This is a genomic window from Paenarthrobacter sp. AB444 (assembly GCF_028736865.1).
GTDB lineage: Bacteria > Actinomycetota > Actinomycetes > Actinomycetales > Micrococcaceae > Arthrobacter > Arthrobacter nicotinovorans_B.
On sequence record NZ_JAQZBY010000001.1, the window covers coordinates 353,071 to 368,726 of the forward strand.

Annotated in this window: 18 protein-coding genes and 1 pseudogene; 10 read left to right on the forward strand and 9 right to left on the reverse strand. The window is 61.5% G+C overall.

Annotation, left to right across the window (positions count from 1 at the left end; genetic code table 11):
• The first annotated feature begins 2 nt into the window (after positions 1–2).
• Entirely contained in the window at positions 3–575 is a 573-nt protein-coding gene (locus PQ627_RS01620; protein WP_144658613.1) for a flavin reductase family protein, read from the forward strand.
• Positions 576–692: 117 nt separating this feature from the next.
• Here PQ627_RS01620 and PQ627_RS01625 read toward each other — a convergent pair whose 3' ends face one another.
• Positions 693–1,004 (reverse strand): putative quinol monooxygenase, encoded by a 312-nt coding sequence (locus PQ627_RS01625; RefSeq protein ID WP_144658612.1) that lies wholly within the window; start codon positions 1,002–1,004, stop codon positions 693–695.
• 274 nt (positions 1,005–1,278) lie between these two features.
• On the opposite strand from PQ627_RS01625, the gene PQ627_RS01630 reads away from it, so the two are divergent.
• The 5 genes from PQ627_RS01630 (at position 1,279) to PQ627_RS01645 (ending at position 3,599) form a co-directional block, all read left to right on the forward strand.
• The gene (locus PQ627_RS01630) at positions 1,279–1,629 is read left to right on the forward strand and encodes a hypothetical protein (RefSeq protein ID WP_274258071.1); all 351 of its coding nucleotides are present in this window, start codon (positions 1,279–1,281) and stop codon (positions 1,627–1,629) included.
• Between the two features lie 47 nt (positions 1,630–1,676).
• A complete protein-coding gene (locus PQ627_RS01635; protein WP_274258072.1) occupies positions 1,677–2,297 on the forward strand; it encodes a PAS and ANTAR domain-containing protein in 621 nt (206 codons plus the stop codon).
• Positions 2,298–2,378: 81 nt separating this feature from the next.
• Entirely contained in the window at positions 2,379–2,927 is a 549-nt protein-coding gene (locus PQ627_RS19960) for a TetR/AcrR family transcriptional regulator (RefSeq protein WP_400418427.1), read from the forward strand.
• Positions 2,924–3,274 (forward strand): DMT family transporter, encoded by a 351-nt coding sequence (locus tag PQ627_RS01640; protein ID WP_274258073.1) that lies wholly within the window; start codon positions 2,924–2,926, stop codon positions 3,272–3,274. The genes PQ627_RS19960 and PQ627_RS01640 overlap by 4 nt, the downstream gene beginning before the upstream one ends.
• Position 3,275: 1 nt before the next feature.
• Positions 3,276–3,599, forward strand: a complete 324-nt coding sequence (locus PQ627_RS01645) for a DMT family transporter (RefSeq protein ID WP_144658607.1) — start codon at positions 3,276–3,278, stop codon at positions 3,597–3,599.
• Positions 3,600–3,636: 37 nt separating this feature from the next.
• Here the strand turns inward: PQ627_RS01645 and PQ627_RS01650 are convergent.
• From PQ627_RS01650 to PQ627_RS01670, 5 genes and pseudogenes are all read right to left on the reverse strand, one after another.
• Positions 3,637–3,924 (reverse strand): annotated as a pseudogene (locus PQ627_RS01650) (FCD domain-containing protein); the annotation flags it as partial.
• A 35-nt stretch (positions 3,925–3,959) separates the two neighbouring features.
• The gene (locus PQ627_RS01655; RefSeq protein ID WP_274258074.1) at positions 3,960–4,382 is read right to left on the reverse strand and encodes a Dabb family protein; all 423 of its coding nucleotides are present in this window, start codon (positions 4,380–4,382) and stop codon (positions 3,960–3,962) included.
• A gap of 7 nt (positions 4,383–4,389) precedes the next feature.
• Positions 4,390–4,530: an SDR family oxidoreductase gene (locus PQ627_RS01660; protein WP_274258075.1), complete on the reverse strand. Its 141-nt coding sequence runs from the start codon at positions 4,528–4,530 to the stop codon at positions 4,390–4,392.
• Positions 4,531–4,595: 65 nt separating this feature from the next.
• Positions 4,596–5,000: a FadR/GntR family transcriptional regulator gene (locus PQ627_RS01665; RefSeq protein WP_274258076.1), complete on the reverse strand. Its 405-nt coding sequence runs from the start codon at positions 4,998–5,000 to the stop codon at positions 4,596–4,598.
• 1,046 nt (positions 5,001–6,046) lie between these two features.
• Positions 6,047–6,496 carry a DUF1003 domain-containing protein gene (locus PQ627_RS01670; RefSeq protein WP_274258077.1) on the reverse strand — a complete coding sequence of 150 codons (450 nt, stop codon included), beginning with the start codon at positions 6,494–6,496 and terminating at the stop codon, positions 6,047–6,049.
• A 192-nt stretch (positions 6,497–6,688) separates the two neighbouring features.
• Here PQ627_RS01670 and PQ627_RS01675 point away from each other — a divergent pair, with 192 nt between their 5' ends.
• Both PQ627_RS01675 and PQ627_RS01680 read left to right on the forward strand, forming a co-directional pair.
• Positions 6,689–7,459 carry an SDR family NAD(P)-dependent oxidoreductase gene (locus tag PQ627_RS01675; protein ID WP_274258078.1) on the forward strand — a complete coding sequence of 257 codons (771 nt, stop codon included), beginning with the start codon at positions 6,689–6,691 and terminating at the stop codon, positions 7,457–7,459.
• 73 nt (positions 7,460–7,532) lie between these two features.
• Positions 7,533–7,766: an SHOCT domain-containing protein gene (locus tag PQ627_RS01680; RefSeq protein ID WP_274258079.1), complete on the forward strand. Its 234-nt coding sequence runs from the start codon at positions 7,533–7,535 to the stop codon at positions 7,764–7,766.
• 13 nt (positions 7,767–7,779) lie between these two features.
• Here the strand turns inward: PQ627_RS01680 and PQ627_RS01685 are convergent, their stop codons facing one another.
• Together PQ627_RS01685 and PQ627_RS01690 are read right to left on the reverse strand one after the other, a co-directional pair.
• Positions 7,780–10,185, reverse strand: a complete 2,406-nt coding sequence (locus PQ627_RS01685; RefSeq protein WP_274258080.1) for a phosphoketolase family protein — start codon at positions 10,183–10,185, stop codon at positions 7,780–7,782.
• Positions 10,185–11,330 carry an acetate/propionate family kinase gene (locus PQ627_RS01690; protein ID WP_274258081.1) on the reverse strand — a complete coding sequence of 382 codons (1,146 nt, stop codon included), beginning with the start codon at positions 11,328–11,330 and terminating at the stop codon, positions 10,185–10,187. The genes PQ627_RS01685 and PQ627_RS01690 overlap by 1 nt, the downstream gene beginning before the upstream one ends.
• A gap of 158 nt (positions 11,331–11,488) precedes the next feature.
• Here PQ627_RS01690 and PQ627_RS01695 point away from each other — a divergent pair, with 158 nt between their 5' ends.
• Complete coding sequence (locus tag PQ627_RS01695; RefSeq protein ID WP_274258082.1) at positions 11,489–12,295, forward strand: universal stress protein; 807 nt, start codon at positions 11,489–11,491, stop codon at positions 12,293–12,295.
• Positions 12,296–12,344: 49 nt separating this feature from the next.
• On the opposite strand, the gene PQ627_RS01700 is transcribed toward PQ627_RS01695, so the two are convergent.
• Positions 12,345–12,881, reverse strand: a complete 537-nt coding sequence (locus PQ627_RS01700; protein WP_274258083.1) for a pyridoxamine 5'-phosphate oxidase family protein — start codon at positions 12,879–12,881, stop codon at positions 12,345–12,347.
• A gap of 147 nt (positions 12,882–13,028) precedes the next feature.
• On the opposite strand from PQ627_RS01700, the gene PQ627_RS01705 reads away from it, so the two are divergent.
• Entirely contained in the window at positions 13,029–15,629 is a 2,601-nt protein-coding gene (locus tag PQ627_RS01705; RefSeq protein WP_274258084.1) for a cation-translocating P-type ATPase, read from the forward strand.
• The last annotated feature ends 27 nt before the right edge of the window (positions 15,630–15,656 follow it).

A 15,656-nucleotide genomic window follows, 5' to 3' on the forward strand; every position in this document is an offset into this window, starting at 1 on the left:
CGATGTTTCACGCCTACCCCACAGACACGTGGCTGGAGGCTCCGAAGCAAAGCTTCCCGTCTTCCCTCACGGCCGACGAATTCAAGGCACTGTTCCGTGGCCACCCGGGAGGTGTCGCCGTCGTCACGGCGGATGCCGGCGAAGGTCCGGTGGCACTGACGGTATCGTCGGTCGTCTCGGTGAGCGCTGATCCTCCGTTGCTGATTTTCTCGGTCTCGGCACTGTCCTCTGCGTCGAAAGTGCTTTCGCGCGCCGAAACCGTCGTCGTGCACCTGCTGGACGCGCACGACGTCGATCTGGCCAAGTTTGGAGCGACGCCCGGCGTTGACCGCTTTGACCAGACGCACCGGTGGTCGGCCCTTGCAACCGGCGAGGCGGTATATGACGATGTCCGCGCCTGGGTGCGCTGCGCCGTCATCAATCGCATGGAGGTGGGGACCTCCACAATCATCGCCGTTCACGCGCTGGAGTCCCGCGTAATGCGTGACGTCCAAGCGGGCGAACCTGGCGACGCCCTGGTCTACCACAACCGTTCATGGCACCGTCTGGGCGAGCACTCCAGGCTTGAAGCCTGAGCGGCGTGCGGAGTCCGGGACCGAAAGCCTAACGGCTCACGACGGCGGGAGGACAACTCCCGCCGTCGGGAGGCAAAGAAGCTGTCATCGAAGTCATGCAGCGCGTCAGCCGCAGCCTTATACGCTTTCACCGGGTAGCTTGAAGGCGAGCACGTCGACGTTCTGAATGTTGGGTTCGACGCTGAACAGCTCTGCCCCCTGAGCGGCAAGAGCTTGCCCGACACCCCCCGACAGGTGGGTCTGGCGGGCTTCGTCATCAGGGAACACGTCGAAGACTCCGAAAGTCGACTCGTCGAACTGAAGTGCAAACCATGCGCGCGTGCCTTCCTCTTGTTCAACGATGGAGCGCGCGCTGCGAAGAAATTCCGCGACTTCCTTTTCCTTGCCGGCCCTGGCTTTCAGGGTCACCAACAATGCAACTTCAATCATTTTCCTGCACCTTCCGAATCTGGACGATTTCCTACTGCACGACGATTCTCATGACGAGTCATCGTGGAACGGTATTGCTGCGAAGGTGGTGCGTGGCCTCCCAACTTATCGAGGGAGCGGCGAGACGATCTGCCCAGTTTCCCAGTGATCGCTGGTCACTACAAGACACACTGGGTAAACGAGTCAATGCGGATGGACGGCATCAACGCGAGCTGTAACTGAGGGGCATGTCGGGACTATTGACCCTGAGCCGGCGTCAAGATAGCTTGACACCATGACTGACGGGCCAGAGTCAATCCAGCGGGATCCCGACAAGCCCGACATCTACGACCCACTCAAGCTCTGGGAAGACTTCACCGCAGACGAAGCCTCACGCGAAGTATCCGCCCTGGAGGCCCTGCGGGTGAATGCACGATCTGTTGACCGGCTTACCGCCAGGCGCTGGTACGTCATGAAAGCAGCCCGGGAGGCCGGCGCGACGTGGTCCCAGATCGGTCAGGCGCTCGGGGTCACCAAACAAGCGGCCTATGACTTCTACCGCCGAAAAACGGAAGAGCAGGAGAAGTATGCTCACGATCCCACAGACCCCGCAGCCGCCCGCGCCGTTCTGGAAAGCGATCCCTAGACGTGAAAAAAGCGTCGGTGGCGGTCATGGCTGAAAGGGATGGCCGGGTGTCAGAGGGACGTGTCTCGTACGGATTTCCGCTGCCCGACGGTGAGGTGTGCCCCACGGGCTCGTTTCGACTCTCGGTGCATACGGGCAAGTGCAAGTGGTCCGATGGATTGTTCCGGATCCACGCCTACTCCAGGGGTGAAGTTGTCCCCACGAAGGAGCTGATTCTGGCGCACAAGCACCCGGAAGACCGGGATGCGTCCAGGCGGTTTATCGCGACACTGGCCCGGGACGGCGGGCAGGGATCGAACTTCCACCGCATCATCGACAGCAAAGGCAAAGAACACCGGGTCCTGACGGTTGCCGAGGCCGACCGGAACAAGGACGGGCAGGTCGCGTCCATCCACGGGCTCATGATTGACCTGACGCGGGCGATAGCGATTGAAAGTGGTCATGCTGCCGCCGCCGCCCTGGTCAACGCCTACGCCAGCCGGGGAGTCATCGAGCAAGCCAAAGGCATCCTCATGGCCAGCTTCAACGTCGGCCCGTCAGCGGCATTTGACCTCCTCTCACGATACAGCCAGAACACCAACACGAAACTCGCTGTACTCGCTGCAGGACTCGTTGCCGCAGCTGAACAAGGGCGCATCCAGGAGGTTCTACGAGGGTGGGCAGCCTAGAGCTCCCCTCGTTTATCGCGACTTTCTCTCTGATGGCCGTCCTGATCCAAACTTTACCGTCCGGATGGTAAAGTAACGAGCGTGCGCGAGAACCAACGGCCACGAATATTGGACGCCGGACTAAGAGTGGCCGGCACCCTCGAGGGTGCCGCTATAACGCTGGACAAAGTGGCCAGGGAGGCTGGCGTTAGCAAGCCTGGGCTCATGTATCACTTCCCAACCCGTGACGCCCTCATGAGCGGCTTGGTTGAACACGCCGCCCTCCAAGTAATCCAACGGATGTCAAGGTTCCTAGCCACTGAGCCTCAAAAGGCTTCTTTGACCGAACGCTACGCCGCCTACATCAAGACTGCCGCCGAAGGGCAGAACGCCCGCGCTGAATGGGCCTTATGGTCCCACTCGGCTTACATTCCGCAATTGCAAGAAGCATGGAAACGCCACTTGGGTCCAATGCTCGACCTTCCCCCGGAGACGCCACATGAGCAGCGCATAAGACTGAATACAGCCAGGTTGGCAGCCGAAGGGCTCTGGGCGGCACAGGCCAGTGGCGTTCTTGCCCCCAACGAAGGGGACAGAAAGGCTGTTGTTGCGCACTTGCTCGCCTTGACACAGGGAAGTGGATTGACATGAACAAGTGGCTGTTTTTGGTGATTGCAATCTTCAGTGAGGTCAGCGCATCGCTGGCCCTAAAGGCAGCTCTTGAAGCACCCGCTTGGTATGCCGTGGTGGTTTGCGGCTACGCGGGAGCATTTGCCCTTCTCACGGTTTGCCTGCGCCTCGGCATGTCGATCAGTGTGGCCTATGGCGTCTGGGGCGCCGGCGGGGTCACCATGACAGCCCTGGCATCCGCTTTACTCTTCGGCGAGGACCTCACTTGGCTCATGGGCCTGGGCATGGCGCTGATTCTCGCTGGTGTTTTAGCCGTTGAAATTGGGTCCCATCAGCCCGAACGCATCGCCATTCCGGAAGAACAATAAAATGGCGTGGCTTTATCTCTTCTTGGCCATCTTCACCGAAGTTGCTGCGACGATGTCTTTACGTGCCTCTGAAGGCCTGAAGAAGAAGCTGTGGGCCATCCCCGTGGTGGCAGGCTACACCAGTGCCTTTGCCTTTCTTAGCCTGACTTTGGCCGAAGGCTTTCCCCTTGGGGTGGCCTACGGGATCTGGGTAGCTTGCGGGGTTGCACTCACTGCTGTTTCGGCCCGGATCCTTTTCAAGGAGCCGCTGACTCCCCTGATGGCCGCGGGCATGGTGTCCATAGGAATCGGAGTACTTCTTGTGGAACTCGGCTCACATCACTGAGCCACTCAGTTTCCGTGATGGCCCCGCGGGGTCGGTTTCAGTGCTTATTCATGGCATTGATGTGCTGGGCGAGGTAGCTCAATCCGTCTTCCATTTTGGACTGCCAGCTCAGGGTCGCCGCTCGGAGGTCAGCGGCATCGATGGCTTCGAAAATGGCGGTGTTCTGTTCCAGGAGCTTCTTCGGTGAAAAGGTATACCTCGCGCCGAGGACAGCGAAGTGCATGAACGCCTGCTTGGTGAGGGTCTCCATGATCGCCGGTAGCCTGCGCAGGCCGGAGGACTCGAACAATGCAGTCTGGAAGTCCATATCCAGGTGGTGGGCCCTCGCGACGTCGTTTCGCTAAGTCCCCTCTCACGGGGTCACCCCCGCTTTACGGGAAAGTCAAAGACGAGAACGCCGTCTGGCTGCAGGTGCGGACCGACGAACTGCTTGAACTCGTGGTGCGCTCGGTCAAAGCAATCAGGATCAGTGATCAGTGGCTCACCAAGATAGTAGTTTCTGTCTCCTTCTGAGCCGAACGTGACGATGAAACCTTGCTCGAGCCCGCGGTGAAGGCCTTCCGGGCTGTTCTGGGGGCCGGACTCGATACTGAGGATGTACGTCTGTCCGCCCCTGGTGGACGTCCGCAGGGCATGAAACCGGTCTTCGATCTCCTGACGCTGGGCCTGGGATGTTGTCTCACGGAACTGGAACAGGACAATGTGCTTGATCACGCCTGGCCGGTAATGGGGCGCAGTGATGACGGCGTCACGTGGGGCTTCCGGGGTTGGTGCTTCTGTCAATGCATTCCTACTTTGCTGTCAGTCCGCCGTCGACGGTGAATATGCCACCGGTAGCGTATGCGGAATCGTCGCTGGCCAGGTAGACCATGATGCCTTCGACATCTGCGGCAGTGCCAGCCCGCGTCGAAAGGACCTCGCGAGTTGGCATTTGATGACAATGCCTGGGCCAAACATTGTCATCAAATGCCATCTCGCGCGGGGGCGGAAGGCGATTTACTGGGCGGCGTCAAAACCGGCCAGCAGGCGCCGCGAGGCAGTGGCCATATGCGAGCGCATGGTCGCCGAGACGGCTGAAGAGTCACGGGCCACGAGTGCTTCGTAGATAGCTGTGTGTTCGCGCAAGGCGGCCTCGGCATGGCCCTCATCGGTTAACGCGCGGTCCACCCAGATCCGCAGCAGGGAACGGATGCTCTGAAGAAGTTCCTCCAGGACCGTATTTCCAGAGGCAGCGGCAATCTCCCGATGGAACGCCGCATCGGCCTCGACGAAGGCTGCCAGGTTGTCCAAGTTCTTCTCCATGGCGTCGAGGTTGGCACGCATACGGTCCAGGGCTTCATCGGTGACGCGCGCGGCGGCCAACTCCACTGCCTGGACTTCCAATCCGCTTCGCAGTTCCACGAGCTCCCGAGGCCACCCGTATCCTGGGCTCCGCCCACGTGGGGACAGGCGCGCAGGACATCTTCTGGGAAGACGAAGGCGACCTCGGAGACCATAGCGGACCATTTCATCGAATGCGCCAGTGTAAACGCTGGCCGCGATTAGACGCCAAGTCGAGCGTGCGACGGCGGGAGGTTACCGCCGTCGTCCGCTCTGTTTGTGTTGGTGCCCCGCTGGGGTTAGGCGAAGGCGTCAGCGAGCCACTCGGCCACTTTGCCGGACATTTCGCGACTGGACCAGGCGCGAAGGATAACGAAGGCTAAAGCATCGCTGGTTTACGCTCGACAGCTTGAACGAGGACCGCGCGCCGTGGGCCCCACCCGCCGGCCTTCCGAAACCGGATGCTCCATCCGGCGCAATTCGTTCGGTTCGAAGCGCATCAGAACTGAGCCGTCCTGACCCGGGTTGTCCAAGTCAGGTTGTGCACAGAGCCCCCACTCATGAGGAGGTGCAGGCCAGCCACAACCTTGAACCCGCGCCCCCACAACCAAACAGGCCCACCGGCGGCCAGGCACATGACGGCACCACATCCGAGAGCGTGTCAACAAATGTCCATACCTAAAAGCAATAACCCCTCTGACGAGGGGTTATGCCGTGCCCGAGGTGGGACTCGAACGGGATTCCCGGCCTTGGTAGCACTGGGAAGTGGCGGAAACCTGCGGAATCCGGGCCAGTCCGGAGGTTGCACAGGCCAGTCCGGGATGGAAAGTGTGGACAATGTCCACACTTCTTTTCTTGCTCGATCGAACACCGAAAAGAGCCACTTGACGCACCCCGGAGCTCTCAAAGCCCTGCGTCAGGAGCTCGACGCTGCGGCATCTGCAGTCTTTCTGTTGGACGTTACCTTTTGGTCCGCGCGAAGCCTCCAGCCACGACGAGGCTCCGCAGCCTCAAGGCCATGACTCCCGCAGGTCGGTCGAACACCCCAAACGCGACGTAACTCGGCCCGCCAGAACGACGTACGGCTATCGACTCGCCAGGGCAAGCCTATGGGAGGCATATCGGCTTTACGCGTCGGCAACCTCGCACTCTAAGTCGGCGTCTGGCGCTTGGCTCCGTTCCAAGAGTGTCCGGATGCCCTGCAACATCTCCATCTGCTGGTTGTTGATGGCCATGAGCCGTTCTATCTCAATCTCCGCTCGGACATCGGTTTCGTAGTCATGCAAGGCCATGGCGGCTGCTATGGCGTCTTGCCGTTTCGCGGCGATCAACAGAATGGCACCCTGAAGCCCCGCCAGCATGGACAGGAAAAGGTTGAGCAGAATGAACGGATACGGGTCCCAAGCCTGCGTAGCAAGCAGATAAGTGTTGACTCCTGCCCAGCCGATCATGAACAGCACGAACAGCCCAACGAAGGTCCAGCTGCCCATTCCATTCCGGAGGACATCTGCTGCCCGTTCACCTCGAGTAAGGCCCGCCTTGTGCTGTCCGTGCCAGGTCTTGTTCCGGTCAGTCATGCGCACAGCGTATGTTCCTGGACCCTACGTCTGGTACGGCCGAAAGACCTTGTCTGTGTCAGCCCTGCACCAAGGACTTTCAGCACTTGTCCCTCTCACGCGGGATGCCGAGGCTGGAGGCAAAGGGATGCCGCAGTCTGATCATGGCACCCCTGCAGGGATCCGGATTGCCTTACGAGGAGGAGCAGTTAGATGCCCACGTGGAATGAAGTTGTCACACCGGGTCGGTTCGACGGACAGACCGTAATCGTCACCGGAGCCGCCTCCGGCATAGGCCGTGCCACAGCCTTGCGCGTAGCCCGCGAAGGTGGTCGGGTTATCGCCAGTGATCTCAGCGAGGAGGGACTCAAACAACTGACCACGGACCATCCGGACTTGGATCTCATATCCGTGGCCGGGGACATCAGTAACGAAGATGCCGTGCAGCAGGTCATAGCAGCGACGGACGGAAAGGTTGATGCTTTGGCCAACGTGGCCGGCATCATGGACAGCTTCCAACCCGTCCATGAAGTCGATGACGCCACGTGGGAACGCGTCCTGAACGTGAACCTCAACTCGATGATGCGCCTCATGCGCGCCGCCCTGCCGCTGATGCTGGAGGCAGGCAGGGGTTCGATTGTGAATGTGTCATCAGAAGCAGGCCTGCGGGGTTCAGCCGCGGGAGCCGCCTACACCGTATCGAAGCACGCGGTCATCGGACTGACCCGCAGCTCGGCTGTGATGTATGGGAGGCGCGGCATCAGGATAAATGCCGTCTGCCCGGGCGGGACCAGGACAAACATCCACGCGGAGTTCAACTCACAACTGGCCGTGGAAGTCCTGGGGCCGCTGATGCAAACAAATGTGACACCCATCGCGGAAGCGGAAGAACTCGCGGCGGGCATTACCTTCCTGCTCAGCCGCGACGGAACGAACATCAACGGTGCCGTGCTGCCCTCGGATAACGGCTGGGCTGCAATATGAACAAGCCATCGCGACGGCATGAGGCGAAAGGGTGCAGGACATGATGTGGGGTTATGGAATGGGTAACGGTTGGATGGTGATATGGACGATTGCCGGACTCCTTGGCTTGGCGCTGCTCATCCTTATCACAGTGCGTCTGTTTAACAACGGCGCCTCCAACGCCGGCAACCGACAGGACCCAAAGTTTGCGCCGCCCGTCAGCGGGCGAAGCACAGCCCGTTTGATACTCGACGAGCGCTTCGCCCGTGGCGAGTTGACCGCGGAGGCTTACCGGGAGAACCTGCGGATCCTGGGGGACGGCAACTGACCTGACCGGCGGTTCATTCCTCCGGATCAGACCACACCCAGTCCCTTACCTCGGGCATGTCCTCAAAATGTTCGCGGATATAGTCTCCATGCGCCGCGAGCATGGTCCGGCAATGCTCCCTGAGCTCCTGGGTTCCCTCTGGTCGGCGTGCCGACCGACGCAGAGCCTCCATGACCAGGTGGTACCGGCTCACTTCGTTCAGCACCACCATGTCGAACGGCGTCGTGGTGGTCCCCTGTTCGTTGTATCCGCGGACATGGAAGCGTTCAGGACGGGGCCTGCCGTGGAGCAGTTGGTGGAGGGCACGTGCGTAGCCGTGCCATGCCATCACCACATCCACATCGGCCGTGAACAGTCGTTCGAACCGGTCTTCGGAAAGGCCATGTGGATGCGATTCAGCCGGCGTAAGGGCCATGGCGTCGATAACGTTAACCACACGGATCCGCAGCGCCGGGACGTGCTTCCGCAGGAGCCAGGCGGCGGCCAGCATCTCTTGGGTGGGTACGTCACCGGCGCAGGCGAGTACGACGTCGGGCAGCGAACCATCCGTTCCGGCGACGGCTGATTCGTTGCCCGCCCATTCCCATACTGAAGCCCCCGCTGCTGCATGTTCGCGCGCTTCATCCAGACCAAGGAATTGCGGATGTTCCTGCTTGTCGATGACCACAAGGTTGACGTAGTCCTTACTGCCGAGCACGTGCTCGGCGACGGCAAGGAGCGAGTTCGCGTCGGGTGGAAGGTAAACGCGCACCACCGAGCCGGAGAGGGACAGGACAGAGTCGATGAGGCCGGGCCCTTGGTGGCTGAAGCCGTTGTGGTCGTTCCGCCAGCAGGTGGAGGTGAGAAGGATGTTCAGGCTCGGTACCGGTTCCCGCCATTCAAGCTCACGGGAGTGCTGCAGCCATTTGGCGTGCTGGATGGTCATCGAGGCACTGACCATGGCGAACGCTTCGTAACTGGCGAAGAGCCCGTACCTGCCGGTCAGCAAATAGCCCTCGAGCCACCCTTGGCACAGGTGCTCGGACAGGACTTCCATCACCCTTCCGTCAGGAGACACGTGCTCCAACGCACCGTTTCCTGCCTCGGGAACCACCAGGCAGCGGTCGGTAGCTTCGAAAACGGCACCCAGCCGGTTGCTGTTGGTCTCATCCGGACAGAACAACCGGAACTTCGGCGAATCAGCTGTTTCCACGTAGATGTCCCTGAGCATTTCCCCCAATGGTTTGGTGCTGTTGATCATCGTCTGACCCCGTGGGTCTGCCCGTACCTCGTAGCGGGCGGCGTCAGGTACCTGAAGTGCACCGCGGCCAGCGCCCCGCGATGCGGGCAACGCCCCCATGCGGAAGCCGCCGTCGGGAACCAATGCTTCCAGTTCGGGGAACAGCCTGCCGTCGTCGTCGAACAACTCTTCAGGATGGTAGGAGCGCATCCAGGCCTCCAACTGGGCCAGATGGTCCGGGTTTTCCCTGACCGCGGGCAAAGGCACCTGATGGGAACGGAAGGTGCCTTCCACCTGGTGGCCGTCCACTTGCCGGGGCCCAGTCCAACCTTTGGGCGTACGGAGGATGAGGGCCGGCCATCGCGCCGGGCCCGTGACACCGTGCTCGCGGGCGTGGGACTGAATTGCCCGAATGCTGGCAAAGGCAGAGTCCAAGGCCCCCGCCAAGGCAGGATGGACAGTTGCGGGATCGTCACCGGAGACCACCACCGGATCCCAGCCATGGGCCCTTAGTAGGGCAGCGACGTCGGCATCCGGGCGCTGGCCCAGGACGGTGGGGCCTGAGATCTTGTGTCCGTTCAAGTGCAGGATCGGCAGAACCGCGCCGTCCCGGGCCGGGTTGAGGAAGTCCGGTGCTTTCCAGGAGCCCTCCAAGGGCCCGGTCTCCGCTTCGCCATCGCCAACGACGCAGGCGACGATCAGGTCCGGGTTGTCCATGGCAGCGCCCGTGGCGTGCATGAGTGAATAGCCCAGTTCCCCGCCTTCATGGATCGAACCGGGCGTAGCGGGGCCCACGTGGCTGGAGATGCCTCCGGGCGTGGAGAACTGCCTTACGAGCCGTCTAAGTCCCTCGTGGTCCTGGCTGACTTCGGGATAGGTCTCTGAGTAGGTGCCTTCCAGGTAGGTATTGGCCACGACGGCGGGTCCGCCGTGACCGGGGCCGGTCACGAACAGTACGTTCGCACTCGTCCGCTGGATCACCCTGTTCAGGTGGGCGTAGATCAGCGACAGGCCCGGGCTTGTTCCCCAATGGCCCAGGAGCCTGGGTTTGATGTGCGCGCCTTGAAGCGGTTCACGAAGAAGTGGGTTCTCCTGCAAATAGATCTGGGCGACTGTGAGGTAATTGGCCGCCGCCCAGTATCTGTCGAGCAAGCCGAAATCTTCCGACTGCTCCACAGTGCCCTTGTCGTCAAAGCCCATCACTGTCCTCTTTTCGTCTCGTTCCCGGTCAACAAGGCAACTGTTGAATTGGCAATGGCACGCTCTTCGTCGCTGGGAACTACCAGGACGCGGGCATGTGAAGACTTTGTCCCAATGTCCCGGATACCCCCGGCCACTGTCTGGTTCTTCCCCTCATGCAAGGCGATCCCCAAAGGCCCGAGCCAGGACACTGTGGCCTGGCGGTAGAGAGCCGAGTTCTCGCCAATTCCCCCGGTAAACACCAACGTGTCTGCACCACCAACCACCATGGAGTAGGCAGCGATGTACTTGGCCAAACGGTAGCTCGCGACCTTGAGGGCCAGAACCGCAGTGGGATCGCCGTCTTCGACGCCCTTTTCGATCCGTCGCATGTCCGGGGTGCCTGCTAAAGCCATCAGTCCCGAACGGTGGTTCAGGAGTTCGTCGACCTCGTCCACGGTCGCTCCGGCTCGTTGGAGCAACACCGCAGTGGATGGGTCCAGATCACCTGATCGCGTCCCCATGACCAGCCCTTCCAGCGGCGTCATACCCATTGATGTGTCCACGCTTCGGCCCTGTTTTACAGCGGTTACTGACGCCCCATTTCCAAGGTGGGCCACCACGGCATTGAGCCTTTCCGTTGGCAGGCCCAGGAACGTGGCTGCGTCCTGGCACGCCATTGCCACGGAGATTCCATGGAACCCGTAACGCCGTACAGGCTGGTCCGAATAGGCGTCCTGGGGAATGGCGTATCGGGCTGCAAAGTCCGGGATGGTGCTGTGAAAGCCCGTGTCGAAGACGGCGACCTGAGGTATTCCGGGCCAGTGCTGCACGCAAACGTCAATGCTCTCGGCGCTGGCGGGGTTGTGGAGAGGCGCCAGCGTGCCAAGTGTTTTGATGGTCTCAACGACTCCTGCTGTGACCCGGACGGGTCCGTCGAAGTGGACGCCGCCGTGGACCACGCGGTGCCCGACACCATCCGGCTTGCCCGTGCTTTCGTCCACTTCGTCCAAGACCTCGGACAGGGTGTTGAGGCGGTCCTGATGCTGATCAGTCCAGCCAACATGGCCTGAGGCGATCACTTCCTGGGTTTCGTTGGCGGAGTTGGTTTCCCGTACCTGATATTTCAAGGACGACGAGCCTGGGTTGAGCACCAGTATGCGCATGCAGTCTTTCCTCCCGACGGGGCCATGGACAGGACAAGCACTCTTCCTTGGACACTAACGCACCTGACACCTCAGTGTCAGGGCCTTCGGTCCCTTGCGAACCCGGACGGTCAGGCACAGAGTGATCCGCAGAGGGAGTCCAGGCGGAAGGGAAGTCAATGTCAAACATGCACATACTGGCCGCACTCAATGGCTCGGACGGCAGCGACACCGTGGCAGGCTGGGCGGCCGAACGGGCACAGGCCCTCGGCGCGGACGTCACCCTGGTGCATGTCACTCCTCCCGGCTGGGCTTTCCGAAGCCCTGAAGAGAATGCATTGGCCAATAAAGGCGCGGAAGACTTGCTCAATAGCGCAGCGGATCGCCTCGCTGTCTCCTTTCCAGGTTTGGAAATATCCTCGAAGGTTATTTCCGGGGAACCGGGACAGACCCTGGCGGGTCTCTCTGCTAGCGCGGGGTTGCTTGTAGTGGGAACGGATCGGAGACCCGGCGCGGAGGGGCAGGGCTACGGATCCGTGAGTTTCCAGATTGCAGTGACCAGCCGTTGCCCCGTAGCGGTCATACCCCACCACTTGAGCCGGCCGTCATTTGGTGTAGTGGTCGGCGTGGACGGGTCGAGGGACTCGGTCAGTGCCTTGGAGCTGGCGGCCGGCGAAGCACAACGAATCCGCGAGGAGCTGGTCATCGTCCATGCCCTCCCCACAGCCGAGGCGGAGCGCATTCGGAACGATGTTGTTGCAGATTCCGTCGAATGGGTTCACGCGCACTTTCCCGAAGTCAACATCCGTGTTCGAGTGGATCCTATCCATTCCGCTGCGGACGCTTTGGCTGCAGCATCCTCTGATGCCAAACTGTTGGTCATTGGCCGAAAGGGCAGGGGCGGGCTTCGCGTACTGCTGGGGTCGGTAGCCGAGCGTGCACTCCTGAACGTCCGATGCCCAACGCTCCTGGCGCTTCCCGCGTGAAGCAAACCAGCCCAGCGATCGATAGGCCGCTGGAACATCGACGACGTAGTTACCGGACGCCGCCGCCGTCGTGAGCTGTTGCCCTTGGCTCCCTCGCGGGCCCCGTGTCGCCCGCACTGCCGCTATCCTCGGCCGACGACGGTTCCACTGGCGGCCACCATTTGGCCGGCGGCGCAATGACGAATCGGCGTCCGCTGATTTCCGACGGCGTCACCCTCACCAGGATGTCCTTGTGCCCGGCCTGCCAAGGCGACAGACCTGAGTCCACCGCCTCCTGGATTTCCTCAGGTTGTTCAACAAATTCCGGGCGGCCTTTGAGGATGACGCTCCACGCAACCGTGCCGTAGCGGTTGAAGCCATCGGCTTCGATGGCAAGCAACGGGTGTTCACGCAGCAGTTGGTGTTTGGTTCCTTCGCCGATCCGGAAGAGGAGCGTACCGAATTTCGGGACGTAGTTCACGGGAAAGATTTCCGGGACATCCCCGTTGACCAGCGCGATCCTGCAGGTGGCAGTCGATTGCAGATACTTCCAGCAGTCATGGATGCTGAGTTCTTTGGTGTCTTGTGCCGCTGCCGTGTTCTCCATGCGGCGAGCCTAACGCCGGCTGCAGTCGGTGGGTAGGGCTGAAAGACCCGGTCATGCAGAAGTCAAAGGCCCAGTGTCCTTTGGCCCTACCCTCCTGGTGCCGGGTCGGAGGAGTCTGTCCTCGAACAGGTCCGCCGTGGAGGAGTGATGACCGTCCGCAACATACCCCAAGCCCCGTTGCCTGAGGCTCCCAATGTGGAGGGCCTCAGTTCCCTCGCGGCCAGAAACCTGCTGGCCTCGCTCGGTCCGAATACGCTGCCTGTGGCACGTGCAGTTCCGCAGTGGAGGAAACTTCTTGGAGAGCTTACGCACTTCTTCGCCCTGATGCTCTGGACTGCGGCTGCTTTGGCCTACATTGCCGGGATGCCGCAACTATGCATCGCCATCATTGTGGTGGTCATCGTCAATGGGGTTTTTGCGCACATTCAGCAAGAACGCGCCCAGCACGCGGCCGAACGGCTGCAGAATCTGTTGCCGGCGGACGTGACGGTGCGGCGTGACGGAAGGCTGCAAACCGTCCATGCCAGTGAGCTTGTTCCGGGCGATGTGCTCGTCCTTAAGTCCGGAGACAAGCTTCCGGCGGATCTGAAGTTTGTTGCTGCGTCCGGTTGTACCGTGGACGAGTCCATGTTGACCGGCGAAAGCATGGCAATCCCCAAGGCCATGAACGATGAAGGCTGGGGCGGCACCTTTCTGGTCAACGGCGATGCCACGGCGTTCGTGACCGCGACGGGTGCCCGCACAAAGCTGGCTGAGATCGCCGCGTTGACCAGCGGCACCAAGTCACCTCCCACTCCCCTGACGTTGGAACTTCGAAGAATTGTGCGGGTGGTGGCAACAGTTGCTTTGGCCGTCGCCGGCGTGTTTTTCGTGGTGTCACTTCTGGTGGGCATCCAGTGGCGGGACTCGTTCCTGTTTGCCATCGGAGTAGCGGTGGCCCTGATTCCGGAGGGTCTGCTCCCCACGGTCACACTGTCCCTGGCCATGGGTGCCCAACGGATGGCCGACCGCAAGGCCTTGGTGCGGAACCTGGAGGCGGTGGAGACACTGGGGTCAACAACTTTCATCTGCACCGACAAGACCGGCACCCTGACGCAGAACCGGATGAACGCCGTCGAGGTTTTCACCTCTTCCGGGTTGGTGGGGATCGAGGGAGACGGCTACGGACCCACTGCTGTGATCAGTGGGGCGGAGGTCGAGGCCGCCCTGGCGGTGGCCTCGTGCGCCCGAACCGCGTCCCAAGGCCGGGCAGTGCTGCGCGACGGCCAATGGTCTGCCGACGGTGATCCCATGGAAGCGGCGTTGGACGCGTTGGCACAGCGGCTCTCGAGCGGTGACCGCGTCGCCGTCGAACCGGTCGGGCGCTTCGCGTTCGACGCCGATCGTCGTCGGGAATCGGCGCTTGCGGGCAACACTCTTTTCGTCAAAGGTGCTCCGGAATCGGTCCTGCCGCTGTGCGGGGGCTCGGCGGCAGGCATGTCCTCCGTGGCAGATAGCATGGCGGCCCGTGGGCTGAGGGTGCTGGCTGCGGCCCAGCGAACCCTCCCCGGAACACCTGACGAGTGGTTGCGGGGCGGCCCCGCCGAAGCCGAGCAGAACTTGGAATTCCTGGGGTTGATTGGCCTTCATGACCCGCCTCGACCGGATGTTCGGGAAGTAATCGCAAAAGCGCGGGCAGCCGGTATCCGGATTGGGATGATCACCGGTGATCATCCCGCGACAGCCGGTGCCATTGCTGAGGAAATTGGACTCGCCGGTCCTGACAAGTGGGTGGTCCAAGGCGCAGACCTCCCCGAGGACGAGCAAATGCTCGGCGCACTCCTGGATCGCGACGGGGTGGTGGTCAGCCGGGTTTCCCCCGAGCAGAAACTTCGGGTGGCAAAGGCGCTGCAGTCCAGGGGCCATGTGGTTGCCATGACCGGAGACGGGGTCAATGACGGTCCTGCATTGCGCCAGGCCGATATTGGTGTGGCCATGGGCCTTAGCGGCACGGATGTGGCACGGGAAGCCGCCGACTTGGTGCTCTTGGATGACCGTTTCGCCACGATCGTGCGGGCCATCGAGCAAGGCCGGGCCACATACGCCAACATCCACCGGTTCCTGACCTACCATTTGACGGACAATGTGGCCGAACTGGCACCATTCGTCATCTGGGCCCTGTCCGGCGGACAGTTCCCGCTGGCCCTTGGCGTCCTTCAGATTCTTGCCTTGGACATCGGCACTGACTTGCTGCCTGCCTTGGCTCTTGGGGCGGAGCAGCCGGGCAAGAAGGTGCTTCAAAGGCCTCCTGAAAAGCGACATCTGATGGACCGTCAATTGATGCTCCGGGCTTTTGTCATTATGGGGCCCACGGAAGCGTTGGTCTCCATGGCTGCCTTCACTGTTGAGCTGTTTGCCGGCGGATGGTCCCGTGGCAAGCCTTTGGACATGTCCTTGCCGATGGAGGCATCGGGAGCTGCGTTTGCCACGGTGGTGCTGGGTCAGATGGCCACGGCATTTGCCTGCCGGAGCGCTACAGTACCTCCTTGGAGGCAGGGTTGGTTCAGCAACCGTCTCCTGCTTTGGGCCATTGCGGCCGAACTGACAGCGCTGGCCGTGTTCCTGTATGCCCCTCCGCTGGCACAGATACTGGGCCAGGCTCCCCCAACTGTCCTCGGGTGGAGCGTGGGCGTTTTCGTGATCCCGGCCGTCTTGGCCGCAGACTGGGCCTACAAACACTTGCGGCACCGCCACCCGCAGCGATCCTGAAGGTGTCCTTTGGCCCTAGTGAGCCGT

Excerpts from the sequence above, each read along its gene's own strand:
- PQ627_RS01620 (WP_144658613.1), top strand. The coding sequence starts at position 3 with ATGTTTCACGCCTACCCCACAGACACGTGGCTGGAGGCTCCGAAGCAA.
- PQ627_RS01625 (WP_144658612.1), bottom strand. The coding sequence starts at position 1,004 with ATGATTGAAGTTGCATTGTTGGTGACCCTGAAAGCCAGGGCCGGCAAG.
- PQ627_RS01630 (WP_274258071.1), top strand. The coding sequence starts at position 1,279 with ATGACTGACGGGCCAGAGTCAATCCAGCGGGATCCCGACAAGCCCGAC.
- PQ627_RS01640 (WP_274258073.1), top strand. The coding sequence starts at position 2,924 with ATGAACAAGTGGCTGTTTTTGGTGATTGCAATCTTCAGTGAGGTCAGC.
- PQ627_RS01645 (WP_144658607.1), top strand. The coding sequence starts at position 3,276 with ATGGCGTGGCTTTATCTCTTCTTGGCCATCTTCACCGAAGTTGCTGCG.
- PQ627_RS01660 (WP_274258075.1), bottom strand. The coding sequence starts at position 4,530 with ATGCCAACTCGCGAGGTCCTTTCGACGCGGGCTGGCACTGCCGCAGAT.
- PQ627_RS01670 (WP_274258077.1), bottom strand. The coding sequence starts at position 6,496 with ATGACTGACCGGAACAAGACCTGGCACGGACAGCACAAGGCGGGCCTT.
- PQ627_RS01675 (WP_274258078.1), top strand. The coding sequence starts at position 6,689 with ATGCCCACGTGGAATGAAGTTGTCACACCGGGTCGGTTCGACGGACAG.
- PQ627_RS01680 (WP_274258079.1), top strand. The coding sequence starts at position 7,533 with ATGGTGATATGGACGATTGCCGGACTCCTTGGCTTGGCGCTGCTCATC.
- PQ627_RS01685 (WP_274258080.1), bottom strand. The coding sequence starts at position 10,185 with ATGGGCTTTGACGACAAGGGCACTGTGGAGCAGTCGGAAGATTTCGGC.
- PQ627_RS01690 (WP_274258081.1), bottom strand. The coding sequence starts at position 11,330 with ATGCGCATACTGGTGCTCAACCCAGGCTCGTCGTCCTTGAAATATCAG.
- PQ627_RS01695 (WP_274258082.1), top strand. The coding sequence starts at position 11,489 with ATGTCAAACATGCACATACTGGCCGCACTCAATGGCTCGGACGGCAGC.
- PQ627_RS01700 (WP_274258083.1), bottom strand. The coding sequence starts at position 12,881 with ATGGAGAACACGGCAGCGGCACAAGACACCAAAGAACTCAGCATCCAT.
- PQ627_RS01705 (WP_274258084.1), top strand. The coding sequence starts at position 13,029 with ATGACCGTCCGCAACATACCCCAAGCCCCGTTGCCTGAGGCTCCCAAT.